Source organism: Collinsella sp. AM41-2BH, from assembly GCF_003468085.1.
Lineage (GTDB): Bacteria > Actinomycetota > Coriobacteriia > Coriobacteriales > Coriobacteriaceae > Collinsella.
On sequence record NZ_QSGH01000001.1, the window covers coordinates 67,539 to 81,831 of the forward strand.

At 60.3% G+C, this 14,293-nt stretch carries 12 protein-coding genes; 10 read left to right on the forward strand and 2 right to left on the reverse strand.

Annotated elements, in window-relative coordinates:
- The first annotated feature begins 17 nt into the window (after positions 1 to 17).
- Positions 18 to 920, forward strand: a complete 903-nt coding sequence (locus DW899_RS00340; RefSeq protein WP_117799702.1) for an alpha/beta hydrolase — start codon at positions 18 to 20, stop codon at positions 918 to 920.
- 272 nt (positions 921 to 1,192) lie between these two features.
- Here the strand turns inward: DW899_RS00340 and DW899_RS00345 are convergent, their stop codons facing one another.
- A complete protein-coding gene (locus DW899_RS00345; protein ID WP_117756911.1) occupies positions 1,193 to 1,843 on the reverse strand; it encodes a GntR family transcriptional regulator in 651 nt (216 codons plus the stop codon).
- 254 nt (positions 1,844 to 2,097) lie between these two features.
- Here DW899_RS00345 and DW899_RS00350 point away from each other — a divergent pair, with 254 nt between their 5' ends.
- The 6 genes from DW899_RS00350 (at position 2,098) to DW899_RS00375 (ending at position 10,890) form a co-directional block, all read left to right on the forward strand.
- Positions 2,098 to 2,874 carry a dimethylarginine dimethylaminohydrolase family protein gene (locus DW899_RS00350; RefSeq protein ID WP_117583089.1) on the forward strand — a complete coding sequence of 259 codons (777 nt, stop codon included), beginning with the start codon at positions 2,098 to 2,100 and terminating at the stop codon, positions 2,872 to 2,874.
- Between the two features lie 109 nt (positions 2,875 to 2,983).
- Positions 2,984 to 4,447 carry a basic amino acid/polyamine antiporter gene (locus DW899_RS00355; protein ID WP_117756912.1) on the forward strand — a complete coding sequence of 488 codons (1,464 nt, stop codon included), beginning with the start codon at positions 2,984 to 2,986 and terminating at the stop codon, positions 4,445 to 4,447.
- A 584-nt stretch (positions 4,448 to 5,031) separates the two neighbouring features.
- Entirely contained in the window at positions 5,032 to 7,443 is a 2,412-nt protein-coding gene (feoB, locus tag DW899_RS00360) for a ferrous iron transport protein B (RefSeq protein WP_117799703.1), read from the forward strand.
- A gap of 124 nt (positions 7,444 to 7,567) precedes the next feature.
- Positions 7,568 to 8,764, forward strand: a complete 1,197-nt coding sequence (locus DW899_RS00365) for an MFS transporter (RefSeq protein ID WP_117799704.1) — start codon at positions 7,568 to 7,570, stop codon at positions 8,762 to 8,764.
- Between the two features lie 182 nt (positions 8,765 to 8,946).
- Positions 8,947 to 10,323 carry an alpha-amylase family glycosyl hydrolase gene (locus tag DW899_RS00370; RefSeq protein ID WP_117799705.1) on the forward strand — a complete coding sequence of 459 codons (1,377 nt, stop codon included), beginning with the start codon at positions 8,947 to 8,949 and terminating at the stop codon, positions 10,321 to 10,323.
- Positions 10,324 to 10,326: 3 nt separating this feature from the next.
- Positions 10,327 to 10,890 (forward strand): uracil-DNA glycosylase family protein, encoded by a 564-nt coding sequence (locus DW899_RS00375; RefSeq protein ID WP_117799706.1) that lies wholly within the window; start codon positions 10,327 to 10,329, stop codon positions 10,888 to 10,890.
- Between the two features lies 1 nt (position 10,891).
- Here the strand turns inward: DW899_RS00375 and DW899_RS00380 are convergent, their stop codons facing one another.
- Positions 10,892 to 11,551, reverse strand: a complete 660-nt coding sequence (locus tag DW899_RS00380; RefSeq protein ID WP_117799707.1) for a hypothetical protein — start codon at positions 11,549 to 11,551, stop codon at positions 10,892 to 10,894.
- Between the two features lie 93 nt (positions 11,552 to 11,644).
- On the opposite strand from DW899_RS00380, the gene DW899_RS00385 reads away from it, so the two are divergent.
- The 3 genes from DW899_RS00385 (at position 11,645) to rplL (ending at position 14,288) form a co-directional block, all read left to right on the forward strand.
- Positions 11,645 to 12,781 (forward strand): pyridoxal phosphate-dependent aminotransferase, encoded by a 1,137-nt coding sequence (locus tag DW899_RS00385; RefSeq protein WP_117799708.1) that lies wholly within the window; start codon positions 11,645 to 11,647, stop codon positions 12,779 to 12,781.
- Positions 12,782 to 13,286: 505 nt separating this feature from the next.
- A complete protein-coding gene (rplJ, locus tag DW899_RS00390) occupies positions 13,287 to 13,808 on the forward strand; it encodes a 50S ribosomal protein L10 (RefSeq protein ID WP_055250258.1) in 522 nt (173 codons plus the stop codon).
- A 102-nt stretch (positions 13,809 to 13,910) separates the two neighbouring features.
- Entirely contained in the window at positions 13,911 to 14,288 is a 378-nt protein-coding gene (gene rplL, locus DW899_RS00395; RefSeq protein WP_006235005.1) for a 50S ribosomal protein L7/L12, read from the forward strand.
- Positions 14,289 to 14,293 lie beyond the last annotated feature (5 nt).

Below are 14,293 nucleotides of genomic sequence, written 5' to 3' on the forward strand. Positions count from 1 at the left end.
GCACGGAGGGAGCACCTATGATTATTGAGAACCATGCGCTGTGGGGCGAGGAGCCGACCGAGGATTATCCGGCGACCTTTACGTATCTGGGAGCCGAGCCGCTGCCCGATAAACCGAATGGCCGCCGCCCTGCCGTGATTATCTGCGGCGGAGGTGCGTTTACGCATATCGCTCCGCATGAGCAGGACCCGGTGGCGTTTGCGTTTTTGGATCACGGTTACCAGGCCTTTGTGCTCAACTATGTCACGAGTTCTACGGGTGACGTGAGCTTTCCGCACCCCCAGGCAGATCTTGCCAAGATGGTCGCCACGGTGCGTGCGAATGCCGACGAGTGGCATGTCGATCCCAAGCGCGTGTGCGTCGTGGGCTTTTCTGCTGGCGGCATGATTTGCGCCTCGCTGGCAACACAGTGGAAGACCGGCCCCTTCGCGGCACTTGCCGGGGCGCGTCCGGACGACATTCGTCCCGATGCCGTGGTGCTGGGTTATCCATTGCTCGACTTTGCCTATGTGCGTGACATGCAGACGCGCGATCCGCGCATTGACTTGCGTGTGCCCAAGACGGGCGGCAAGACGGGGCGCGATCTGCTCAACGACTACCTGTCGATGGTGACGGGTGGCGAGGCAACTGACGAGCATTTGGCCGATATCTGCCCCACCACGCATGTTTCGCGTCAGATGCCGCCGACCTTTGTGTGGGGCGTGTCCGACGACAAGACGGCACCGATCGCGCAGGTCTACCCGTTTGCGCAGCGCATGGCCGAGGAGGGCGTTGCATGCGAGATGCACGTCTTTGACCAGGGCGGTCACGGCCTTTCGCTCGGCAACGCCAACACCGCGGTCGACAACGAGGACAAGCAGGTTTCCGTCCGTCCCTGGATCCGCCTGGCCTTCCGCTTCCTGGAACGCCACGGGTTTTAGTTACGGCGTTTTACCAAACGCCGTAACCACTTGACGCTGCAAGCCCGCCAGAGCGGCAATCTGCCTTTCAACTTCGGCGGCATGAACAGAAGGTCAATGCCGTCTCGTTTCAAGGCACCTTGCTCGCTCTGACGGGCTTTCGCTGTCTGCGCCAAAACATCGGCGTTGTCTTGGCTGCCAAAAGAATGATCCCTCGGGGACGGAGGAAAGCGGATCAGTTTGGGCGGTGCTGGCGCTAAGGTCTAAGACCGACGTCGTCCCTTGTTGCTTTCCTACCAGACGGTGAACTGGGCGTTTTCCGTGTTCCAATGGACATCGCGAACGTAGTCGCGCACGCCCGTCGCATCTCGTGCTTCGAACAACTCAAGAATATGAGCATGTTCGCTGTTGGCTTTATTGAGCAGTTTGCACGCCGTCTCTTGGTCGACAGTCTCGTAATCGCGCTTGATAAAGCAGCGCTCGAGTTGCGAGATCATGTCGCGCAGACGGTCGTTGCCGCAGCGGTTGAAGTACGTAAGGTGAAAGTCTCGCTGAATGTCGTCGTACTTACGGATGAGGCCGCCTTGGATCGCGAGGTCCATGGAGCCGACGAGAAATTTAAGCTGCGTAATGTCATCGTCGGTTAGGTTCGGACAGGCGAGATATGCGGCCTGCCCGTCGAGCGGCCCCATAATCTCAAAGACTTCAACGGCGTTTTGCTGATCGAACCCACGGACGCGGAATCCGCGGCGGGGGAGATTGTCCAGGTAGCCATCGCTTGCCAGCTGGATGAGCGCCTCGCGGACCGGCGTGCGCGACACGCCCATGGCATCGCAGATCGCTTGCTCGCTCAGCCGGTCGCCGGCGGACAACTCGCCGGCGTCAATACGGCTCGAAATATAGTCGTATACGTGGTCCTTCAGGGGCCTTCTGAGCGTTTCCATGAGCTTGTGTTCCTTAACGGTATATTTCTAAAATTAAATACGTTTCGCTTGAATAGCTCAGTCGAATTATAGAACGACCAGCTAAATCGTGCTACTTTGCGCCGATAAGCAGGAATACGCTTACCGAGGATTATCTACCGTTCTGGATTGTATACAATATACAAAACAGCAAAGACACCCTAAGATAAAGCCATCGGAAGGAAGGCGGACGCAAGGAAGTCCGCTCAGTACTATGAGATCCAAGGAGGATCATCATGACCAAGTTCAGCCACGTCATCATCCGTCGTCCCGGCAAGTCCCTGAGCAATGGCATCACGAGCGCTCCCGAGCTTGGCCAGCCCATCTACGAGCGCGCTATCGAGGAGCATTACGATTACGAGCACGCACTCGAGCAGTGCGGCGTTGACGTGTCGGTGCTGCCGGCACTCGAGCAGTATCCCGACAGCTGCTTCGTCGAAGATCCGGCCGTTATCACTCGCTGCGGCGCCATCATTACCAACCCCGGTGCCGATAGCCGCAACGGCGAGAAGGATGAGATCGAGCCGGCCGTCCGCCGCTTCTTTGACGACGAGCATGTCAAGCACATCGTTTCTCCGGGCACGCTTGACGGCGGCGACGTCATGATGGTCGGTGACCATTTCTACGTCGGTCGCTCCGCTCGTACCAACGAAGAGGGCATTCGCCAGTTCTGCGAGATTCTCGAGGGCTGGGGCCTCGAGGGTTCTGAGGTTCCGCTGGAGGAGGTCCTGCACCTCAAGACGGGCGTCAACTACATCGAGGACAACAACATGCTCGTCTCTGGTGAGTTCATCGATAAGCCCGACTTTGCCCAGTACAACAAGATCGTCGTGCCCGAGGACGAGGCGTACGGCGCAAACTGCATCTGGGTCAACGGTACGGTCATCGTTGCCGAGGGCTATCCGACTGTGCTCAAGGCCGTGCAGGATCTGGGCTACAAGACGCTCGTCGTTGACACCTCCGAGTATCGCAAGGTCGACGGCGGCCTTTCTTGCCTGTCGCTGCGCTTCTAACGCGATAGCTGTAACAGTCTGATGATCGCTTGACCGATGGCCCGGCACCCGATTCGGGACGTCCGGGCCATCTTTCGTTCGATCACATGATGAAGGGGGTGCACATACAATGGCCTCTAAAGCTCAAAATGAAGAGATTATCGACCCTAATGGCCTCGATCTCTTTCGTCTGACCATGATGGTTATTACCGCCAGTATTTGTGGCGGCATCTTTTCGCTTGCCGGCGATATGGCAGCAGGCGGGGCAAATACCGGTGCGGTTATCGTCTCGTGGGGAATTTGCTTTATTGGCGTCTTTGCGCTGATGATGGTGTTCAACGGTTTGTCTCAGGCCCGTCCCGACCTGACCGGCGGCATCTATGCATACGCTGCGGCCGGTTTTGGCGATTACATTGGATTCAACTCCGCTTGGGGCTACTGGATCAGCGCATGTCTTTCCAACGTGAGCTTTGCGCTCTTGCTGTTTAGCGCGCTGGGCTATTTCTTCCCCGCGTTTGGCGCGGGTAACAACCTGCTTTCTATCGTCTGCGCCAGCGTGTTTTTGTGGTTCCTTACCGCCCTTGTGCTTCGTGGCGTTAAGGAGGCTGCGGGCATTAACACAATCGTCACGTTGGCGAAGCTGGTGCCGTTGGGGCTCTTTGTGCTGAGTATCGTGCTCCTGGGTAAGTTCAACGTCGATATCTTTATGGACAACTTCTGGGGAGAGCCGGCTGGTCCTGGCTTTGGCGAGCAGGTTGTCTCGACCATGATTGCCCTTGTCTGGGTCTTCACGGGCATCGAGGGCGCTGTCGTTATCTCGGGCCGTGCTAAGTACGTGCGTGACGTCGGCCGTTCGACGGCGCTCGGATTTGCGGCTGTATTCACGCTGTATCTGATCATCTCGATGCTGTCGCTCGGCATTATGCCGCGCGAGGAGATGGCACAGCTTGCAACGCCCTCCATGGCGGGAATTCTCGAGTGCGCAATCGGTCCGGTTGGTGCTGCCATCGTAAACCTTGGCGTTATCCTTTCGTTGGTCGGCGCGCTGCTGGGCTATGTCATCATTGCGTCCGAGACGCCGTTCGAGGCGGCGCGCCAGGGATCCTTCCCTCTGGCGTTTGCCAAGACGAACAAGCACGACGCCCCGGTGGTAACGGTTCTCGTGAGCTCCGGCATTACGCAGCTCTTCTTGATCGTGTCGTATGTGGCGGCGAGCACCTACCAGTTCTTCTATAGCTGCGCAGTCAACACGATTCTGGTTCCGTATGTCTGCTCGGCTGCCTATTACATGGTGATTGGTTGGAAGAAGGAGCATCTGGACGGACCGCATGCGCCAAGCGTCGGCAAGGCGCGATTCTTCGGCACGCTCGGCTTCATTTACACATTGTTCCTTGTGTGGTCGACGGGCCTCCAGGGCGTCATGATCACGACGATCCTTTTTGCTCCGGCCATTCCCGTTTATATGCTGGGCGAGCGAGGTCGCGGTAAGCCGGTACTTCCGCACCTGCACGACAAGCTGATCGCAGCGGTGGTCATTGTCGTGGCGGTCATCTCGCTGTATCTGCACTTTGCCGGCATTGCGCCGATAGTCTAAGACTGCGGCAAGCTTCATCGCTTGGTAAGCCGACGGAGGCGTCGCGTGCCGGTGCCGTTCGGTAATCCATAACTGACGTGGGCCTCTGTAACGTGCCTTTGTGAGCGCCCACCAAGCCCGCGCAGGTGACATTTGTTGCCAGCGCGGGCTTTTGCTGTTGCGGCGAAATGCTGCCGGCAGCTGGGGACGTTCCTATTGTGCCGGCACCCTGGGACACTCCTTGGATGTTCCGCATGCGACGGAGGGAACGGATCATTTTGTCGAGGGGCGGGCGGCTGTTTCGGTCCTCGGGGAAACCGCGTCCCGTTTCGAGAGCAGATTCCGGGCCGCAGTTTCCCCGAGGGCCCCATTGGGAAATTGCATCCCAGTCTGAGTGCCGATTCCGGGCTGCAGTTTCCGCTAGAGACCTCAACCGGAAAGCGCATCCCGTTTTGATGCTTCAGAGTGGGATGCGGTTTCCCCAGGAGGCCCCATCGGGAAACCGTGGCCCAGAATCCCCCTGCACCAATCTGCCGATTGAACGTTGCTGTATGTTCGCGCTATCATGCATGGATAAATTGGTTAGCCATGGCAAACGGTTAGCCATGGTGAACATAAATGCAACGCCCTGTGGGCGCCGGGGGAGGAACACGGACGTGAAGCTCGATACACTCGAGATTGGAAAGGACGCCGTTGTCGCATCGGTGACATCCGATGATCAGGCGCTCCGACAGCATATTTTGGACATGGGACTCACGCCGGGCACCGAAGTCACCATGATGAAATACGCCCCTATGGGAGATCCGCTCGAGATCCGTCTGCGTGGCTACGAGTTGACACTGCGCAAGGACGATGCCGCCCGCATTGAGCTCGTGGATGTGCACGACACCGATACCGGCCCGCGCGTTAACGCCGCAATCGGCACGACAGATCACCCGGCCCTGGGCGAGGGGACGTATTCGCCTCGTGCTGCCAAGACGGCCGTGCCCGAGGGCGCACCGCTGCACTTTGCCCTCGCCGGCAACCAAAACTGCGGTAAGACCACGCTGTTCAACCAGCTTACGGGCTCCAACCAGCACGTCGGTAACTTTCCCGGCGTGACGGTCGACCGCAAGGACGGCACTATCCGTAACCACCCCGAGGCGAGCGTTACCGACCTGCCCGGCATTTACTCCCTGTCGCCGTACACGGGCGAGGAGATTGTGAGCCGCCAGTTTATCCTTGACGAGCATCCCGATGCCATCATCGATATCATCGACGCCACCAATATCGAGCGCAACCTGTACCTGACGCTGCAGCTTATGGAGCTCGACTGCCCCATGGTCATCGCGCTCAACATGATGGACGAGGTGACGGCCAACGGCGGCGCCGTGGACGTCAACCTGCTCGAGAGCCTGTTGGGCGTGCCTGTTGTCCCCATTAGCGCTGCCCGCAACGAGGGTATCGGCGAGCTGGTGGATCATGCCTTGCACGTGGCGCGGTTCCGCGAGCGCCCCGGTCGCCTGGACTTCTGCGCGCCCGATGGCTCGGACGGTGGTGCACTGCATCGCTGCATCCACGGCATTGCCAACCTTATCGAGGACCATGCCGTGACGGCGCACATCCCGGTGCGCTTTGCAGCGACCAAGCTGGTTGAGGGCGACGAGCTGGTGACCGAGGCGCTTCACCTGGATCGCAACGAGCTCGACGCTATCGAGCACATCATTACCCAGATGGAGGGCGAGGCCGGCACCGACCGCCTGTCCGCGCTGGCCGATATGCGCTTTAGCTTTATCGGCGACGTGTGCGGGCGTTGCGTCGTCAAGCCGCACGAGAGCCGCGAGCACGTGCGCTCCGTCAAGATCGACCGCATCCTGACGGGTCGCTACACGGCCATTCCGGCGTTTCTGGTGATCATGGGCCTCGTCTTTTGGCTGACGTTTGGCGTGATCGGTGCGGCGCTGCAGGGACTCATGGAGGACGGCATCGCGGTCATCATCGCCTCGGCCGATGCGGGCCTCAAGGCGTTCGGAACCAACGATGTGGTGCGCTCTCTGGCTGTCGACGGCGTGCTTACGGGCGTGGGCAGCGTGCTGACCTTCCTGCCGATTATCGTCGTGCTCTTCTTGTTCCTCTCCATTCTGGAAGACTCCGGATACATGGCGCGCGTGGCCTTTGTCATGGATAAGGTGCTGCGTCGCTTTGGCCTGTCGGGCCGCAGCTTCGTGCCCATGCTCGTCGGTTTTGGCTGCACCGTGCCGGCTATCATGTCGACCCGTACGCTCCCATCCGAGCACGACCGCAAGATGACGGTCATGCTCACGCCGTTTATGAGCTGCTCGGCCAAGCTGCCGGTCTACGGTCTGTTGTGCGGGGCGTTTTTCCCGCAAGCGACAGTTCCCGCCATGGTCTCGCTCTATCTGATCGGCATCGTGGTCGGCTGCATCGCGGCTTTGGTGCTCAACCGCACGGCATTTAAGGGCGACCCGGTTCCGTTTATCATGGAGCTTCCCAATTACCGCCTGCCGAGCGTCAAGACGACGGTGATGCTGGCATGGGATAAGGCCAAGGACTTCATCACCAAGGCCTTTACCATTATCTTTGCCGCTACGGTGGTCATCTGGTTCCTGCAGACGTTCGATATCCGCTTTAACGTGGTCGCCGACCAGTCGCAAAGCCTGCTTGCTGGTCTGGGTAGCATCATCGCGCCGGTGCTGGCCCCGCTCGGTTTTGGCGACTGGCGTGCATCCACGGCGCTCGTCACCGGACTTATTGCCAAAGAGAGCGTCATCTCGACGCTCACGGTGCTTTTGGGCGCAACCTCTCCCGCGGCACTGTCAGCCATGTTTTCGCCGTTTACCGCCTACGTGTTCTTGGTCTTTACGCTGCTGTACCCGCCTTGCGTGGCATCCATCGGCGCCGTCAAGAGCGAGTTGGGCGCGCGCTATGCCGTGGCCGTATTCGCGTTTCAGGTGACGGTCGCCTGGATCGTGGCGTTTGTCGTGCATTCGGCGGGCATATTGCTGGGGCTGGCTTAGTTATTTATTGATGGCGCAACCTCTGTGTATTGAGTTGATTACGGCCCCGCATCTGTTGCTGACGGATGCGGGGCCGTTGCTATATAATCGCCCATCGCTCAAGACAATCGGAGAGGGTTCCTACATGACTCAGGCAAGACAAGATGGCATCTCGCTCAAGCAGTGGCTCCCGCTTATCGGGCTCGCCTGCTGTGCGTTCGTGTTCAACACGTCGGAGTTCATGCCCATCGGCCTTCTGACTGATATCGCCGCGTCGTTCTCGCTCACCGAGGCCCAGGCAGGCATCATGATCTCGGTCTATGCTTGGGGCGTCATGCTGCTGTCGCTGCCACTCATGGTGTTTGCCTCGCGCTTTGAGTTCAAGCGTATGCTGCTCGGCGTGCTCGCCGTGTTTTCTCTGGGTCAGTTCCTGTCCGCTGTGGCACCGACATATCCCATCCTGGTCTGTGCGCGCCTGGTGGTCGCTTGCGCACATGCCGTGTTCTGGTCGGTCGCCTCGATTATGGCCTCGCGCCTGGTTGACGCCCGCCACGGGGCGCTCGCCATCAGCATGATCGCCACGGGCTCGTCTATCGCGCAGATTTTCGGCCTGCCCCTCGGTCGTGCCATCGGCCTGGCCGTGGGCTGGCGCATGACGTTTGCCGTGGTCGGGGTCTTCTCTGCCGCCGCGGTGGTGTACCAGGCAGCGGTGTTCCCGGCCATGCCGGCGGGTGAGCGCTTTACCGTTAAGCAGCTGCCCGAGCTGCTCAAGAACCCGTTCCTGATCGCGCTCTACGCGGTCACGGTCTTTATGGCGACCGGCTATTACGCAAGCTACAGCTATATCGAGCCCTTCCTGGCGCAGGTCGCGCACGTCGATGCGGGTGCCATCACCATGACGCTGACGGCGTTTGGCTGTTCTGGTCTGCTCGGAAGCTGGCTGTTTGGCCGCCTGTTCGATGGGCATCGCTTCCCGTTCTTGGCTATCACGCTCTCCGGCGTGCCGGTGGCTCTGCTGCTTATGGCCCCCGCAGCCTCGGCGCTCGTGTTGGTGCTTGCCGTCTGCGCACTATGGGGCTGCTGCGCCACGGCCTTTAACGTGGCGTTTCAGGCCGAGCTCATCAAGTACACGCCGGCGGACTCGTCGGCCGTCGCCATGTCGATCTTCTCGGGCCTGTTTAACCTTGGTATCGGCACGGGCACCGCGATCGGCGGAGCCGTGGTTTCGGGTCCCGGTATCGCTTGGATTGGCTTTGCGGGCGGGGCGATTACCGTCGTGGGCGTCATCCTCGCCATCACGGTGCTGTTCCCGGCCATACACCGCGCAAAGCCTGTCGCCTAATCACGTCTCCTCATCAGTTGCGGTGAAATACGGACTGCTGAGCCCAATAAACCCGGCAAACAGTCCGTATTTCACCGCAACTTAGAAAGGGGCTGGGGTAGCTAAAAGAGCCCCGTCCCAAAATAGCTACCCTGCTGGGCATACAATGGATGTCGTTGTGTTGAGCTTGCCGGGAGGTTGCTATGTGGGCATACGAGACGACGTTCTATCAGATCTATCCGCTGGGCTTTTGCGGAGCTCCGCGCGAAAACGCCGCGCCCGTTGCCGAGGATGAGCTCGCCCAGGCTGCCAACGCTGCGCCCAACCCCGATGCGCCCATCATGAAGATCACCCAATGGGCCGACTACCTGCAAAAACTCGGTATTGGCGCTGTGCTGATTAACCCGCCGCTCGAGTCTGATAGCCACGGCTACGATACGCGCAGCCTGCGCCATATCGACCGCCGCCTGGGCGGGGATGCCGATTTTGCCGCCGTATGCGACACGCTGCACGTCCATGGCATCCGCGTGGTGCTCGATGCGGTCTTCAACCATGTGGGCCGTGGCTTTTGGGCCTTCCGCGATGTGCAGGAGCGTAAGTGGGACTCGCCGTACAAGGATTGGTTCCACATCAGCTTTGACGGCGATTCCTGCTATGGCGACGGCTTTTGGTACGAGGGCTGGGAAGGCCATTTTGAGCTCGTGAAGCTCAACCTGCAAAACCCCGCCGTGGTCGATTACCTGCTCGAGTCCGTGCGCCGCTGGGCCGAGGTCTTTGGCGTCGACGGTCTGCGCCTGGACGTTGCCTATATGCTCGACCGCGACTTTATGCGTCGCCTGCACGCCTTTACCCGTGAGCTCAAGCCCGACTTTGTGCTGATCGGCGAGACGCTTCACGGTGACTACAACCAGATCGTCAACGACGAGATGCTCGACTCCTGCACCAACTACGAGTGCTACAAGGGCCTGTACTCCAGCTTTAACTCGGTCAATATGTTCGAGATCGCGCATTCGCTGCATCGCCAGTTTGGCGGCGATCCGTGGTGCATCTACCGCGGCAAGCACCTGCTGTCGTTTGTCGACAACCACGACGTGCCGCGCCTGGCAAGCATCCTCACCGACAAGTCGTGCCTGCGTCCCGCCTATGGCATGCTCTTTGGCATGCCGGGCATTCCGTGCGTCTACTATGGCAGCGAGTGGGGGATTGCCGGCGAAAAGGGCGGCCCCGATGGTGACTGGGCGCTGCGACCTGCGCTCGATGAGCCTGCGCCCAACGAGCTGACGGCGTTCATCACGCAGCTTGCGCACCTTCGCTCGGCCGATGACGCGGCGGCCTGTGCTCTCAACTACGGTGCCTATCGCAACGTGGTGATCCAGAACAAGCAGCTGCTGTTCGAGCGCGCCTGTGATGACGCGACGGTGCTCGTGGCGGTGAACGCCGTGGGCGAGCCTTACACCTTTGGCGCCGGCGAGCTCAACGGGTCCTTTGTCGACCTGCTTGCCGACGATGCGCCCACGGTCGAGCTGACGGGTACCCTTGAGCTTGCACCCTACGAGGTGCGCTATCTGTTGAGAGCCTAGCCCATGGCCGTGTCTGACGAGGACTATCAACATATTGAGCATGGGTTTGAGCCTGTGTTCGACCAGCGCTCGCGCGTTTTGGTGCTGGGGTCGTTTCCCTCGGTGCTCTCGCGTGCAAATGCCTTTTATTACGGCAACCCTCAGAATCGCTTTTGGCGTGTGATGGCTGCGTGCCTCGGTGTGCCTGTGCCGCCCAACGAGGGCGATCCTTTGGCAAGCGGTGAGCCCGCGACGCTCGATGCCTCCATTGCTGCCAAGCGATCTATGCTGCTGAACGGCGGCGTGGGCCTGTGGGATGTGATCGAGAGTTGCGACATTAAGGGCTCGAGCGACGCGAGCATTCGCAACGTTGTGCCGGCACATATCGAGTGCATTACCGACGCAGCTCCCATTGAGCAGGTGATATGCAACGGTGGTACGGCTGGCCGGCTCTACAAGCGCTATCTACAAGAACGCACCGGGCTGCCCGCCATCGTCCTGCCCTCGACAAGTCCTGCCAATGCGGCTTGGCGTCTGGAGCGCCTTGTCGAGCGCTGGCACGAGGCAGTTGACTGGGCTGCTTTCTAATTTAGATATTTGATTGAGCATGGGCGCCGAGGCGTTTGATGATGGTGCGCCAGATCGGCGCGGGCAGCGCGGGCTCGACACGCACCATGCCGTCGGCGTCGACGCTACCGGCATTGCCACCGCCAAGCAGCTGCGCATGCTCAATGGAGCAGCCCATGCGCACAGCGCCCACGAGCTTATCCATCGCTTCCGAAAATGGTCGGCGCAAGAGGCCCATGCGTGGGGAATGGCGAAGCGCTGCGATGCCGCCGCCGGCGCAGATGACAACGCCGCCACACCACAATTGGCCCTGGCGCTCGCATGTCTTGTGCAGACGAACGGCGGCCCCGCGTGCCTGCTCAGCGCCCTCTTGTGCGGCTCGAATCACGGCATAGACACGCGTTCCCGTACCGCCAAAGCGATCGAGTATCTGCTCGACAGCGGTCATCGCCTCATCGTCAAATGCATCATCAACAGCGAGCACCATGCCATCGACCGCAACGGCGTCATTTGACTTCAAGTTGACCGGGCGGGGGAGTGCGGTGCCGGAAAGCTGTGCATAGGCGGCGATGGCATCCTGCAGGTCCCAGAGCAAAAACTCAAGATCGGCGCTATCGGGAATGCTGATATACGCAATGGTCTGCAGCGTTTTTGGTACATCGCCGCGTGCGGTCGTCTCCATGCCGCCTCCTTTCCGGTTGGTTTCCGTTTAGGTTACACCGTCTGGCGGCGCCTCGCCGCGCTATCCTAGTGCAACCCTTACGAAAGGAACGCCATGCGTCTGCCTATGAATACCTCGCTTGCCACGCTCAAGCCCTCCGGCATCCGTCGGATTAACGCGCTCGCCGCCCAGCACCCAGGGTGCATCGCGCTTGCGCTTGGCGAGCCCGACTTTCCCACGCCCGATATGATTAGCGCCGAGGTGACCGCCGCGTTGGACCGCGGTGACACGCACTATCCGCCCAACAACGGTCGCCCCGCCCTGCGCGAGGCACTGGCTGCCTACATGGGGGATGCGGGCCTGGTGTTTTCCGCCGACGAGGTCATCCTGACCGACGGCGCGACCGAGGCCCTGTCGGCAACATTCATGGCTATGCTCAACCCCGGCGACGAGGTCATTATCCCCACGCCGGCCTTTGGACTGTACGAGAGCATTGTCATGGCCAATCACGCCAAAGCGGTCTTTTTGGATACGGAGCCTGCGCAATTCCAGATTGACGAGGACGCACTTCGTGCTTGCGTGACGCCGGCGACCAAAGCCATCGTCATCTGCTCGCCCAACAATCCCACGGGCTGCATCCTCGACGCGGCATCGCTCGACGCCGTGGCACACGTGGCGGAGCAGGCAGGCATCTACGTGGTCTGCGACGACGTGTACAACCGTCTGGTCTACGTGGACGGCTACGAGCGATTTGCCCAGCGCCACCCGGAGCTACGCGAGCAGACGGTCGTCATCGAGAGCTTCTCCAAGCCCTGGGCCATGACCGGCTGGCGCTTGGGTTGGCTCGCAGCGGCAGCTCCCGTCATCGCCGAGATCGCAAAGGCCCACCAATACCTAGTATCGAGCGCCGTCTCCTTCGAGATGGACGCCGCCCGTGTGGCACTCACCGTCGACCCAGCCCCCATGCTCAAAGTCTACCGAGCCCGCCGCGAACGCGTACTCGCAGCACTCGGCGCCATGGGCCTGGACGTCGTGGAGCCCGCAGGAGCCTTCTACGCCTTCCCGAGCATCAAAAAGTTTGGCCTAACCAGCGAAGCCTTCTGCATCAAAGCCATCAAAGAGGCAAACGTAGCCCTAGTCCCGGGCGACTGTTTCGGCACCGAAGGCCACATCCGCCTCAGCTATTGCGTTTCCGACAAAGACCTGGACGAAGGCCTCCACCGCCTATCCACCTTCGTTTCAACCCTGTAGCCCAACGGGACCCAACCCATCAGCCCACCGACTTAAGGCTTATGAGTGGGGGCGTCAGCCAACGAAAACCCGGGCTGCCCAAAGTCAACGCAGGCACGCGCCGTCGAAGGCCAGGCGCAAGGTTTTCGTAGATTCCGCACGAGCCGAAGGCCACTTAATGTGGCCTTCGTGCGAGCCCAGGACTTGACCGAGCGAAAACCTTGCGCCTGGCCTTCGGCGGAGCGTGCCGGATGGTGGAATTGTGTGCAGCCCGGATTTCCGTTGACCGACGCCGGGGTCCCCGCCATAATACTTTCGTTCACGCACGAATCCGCTGCCAGAGACAGCCGGTGCAAACGGGCATCGCCCGCGAGCTTAATGGGATATCCCGCCAGCCGAGGTGGTCGAGTAGATATGTCTTCTCGCCCCCGTCGCTCATGCAGCGCGGGGGCTTTCTTTTTGGACATGCCCCCGTCACGTCCTTGTGGCGGACCGTGCCCGGAAAGAATTCGAGGAGGTGTAATTTATGCCCCAGCAGTACAAAATCGACAAGGTTGCAGAGATCGAGTCCCGTATCGCCGAGAACGCCGGTTTGTTCGTCGTCAACTACAACGGTCTGACGGTTAAGCAGGCTCAGGAGCTGCGTCATCAGCTTCGCGAGTGCGGCGCCGAGATGAAGGTCTACAAGAACAACCTGGTCAAGATCGCTCTCAAGAACCAGGAGCAGCCCGAGATCGACGAGATCCTCGCCGGCCCCGTCGCTTATGTGTTCTACGAGACCGAGCCGGTCGAGGCCGCTAAGGCCCTTAAGGACTTCTCCGCTAAGTCCAAGGGCGTCCTTGAGATCAAGGGCGGTATCTCCGACGGCAAGGCCGTTTCCGCTGATGATGTTAAGGCTATCGCCGAGCTGCCCACCAAGGATCAGCTTCTCGGTCAGATCGCCGGTCTCATCTCCGGTTTCGCTCGCGACATTGCTGTCTGCGTCAACGGCGTTTCCTCTGGTCTCGCTCGTTCGATCCAGCAGGTCTCCGAGCAGAAGGCAGCCTAGTCGCTGTTTTCACCCGCGGCGGCAACGCCGCACCCCTGGCGCATTCGCGCCGTGTTTTAACTGATCTCCGTGCACAGACACGGAAACCGAAAGGACTTAGAAATGGCTAAGCTTACCACCGATGAGATCATCGATGCTCTTAAGGAAATGACCCTTCTCGAGGCTTCCGAGCTCGTTAAGGCTATCGAGGATACCTTCGGCGTTTCCGCCGCTGCTCCTGCCGCTGTTGTCGCCGCTCCCGCTGCTGGCGCTGCTGAGGCCGAGGAGAAGACCGAGTTTGACGTCGTGCTCGAGGGCTTCGGCGACAACAAGATCCAGGTCATCAAGGCCGTCCGTGAGCTCACCAACCTTGGCCTGAAGGAGGCCAAGGAGGTCGTCGAGGGCGCTCCCAAGGCTGTTCTCGAGGGTGCCAAGAAGGAGGACGCCGAGGCTGCCAAGGAGAAGCTCGAGGCTGCTGGCGCTGCTGTCACCCTCAAGTAATCAGG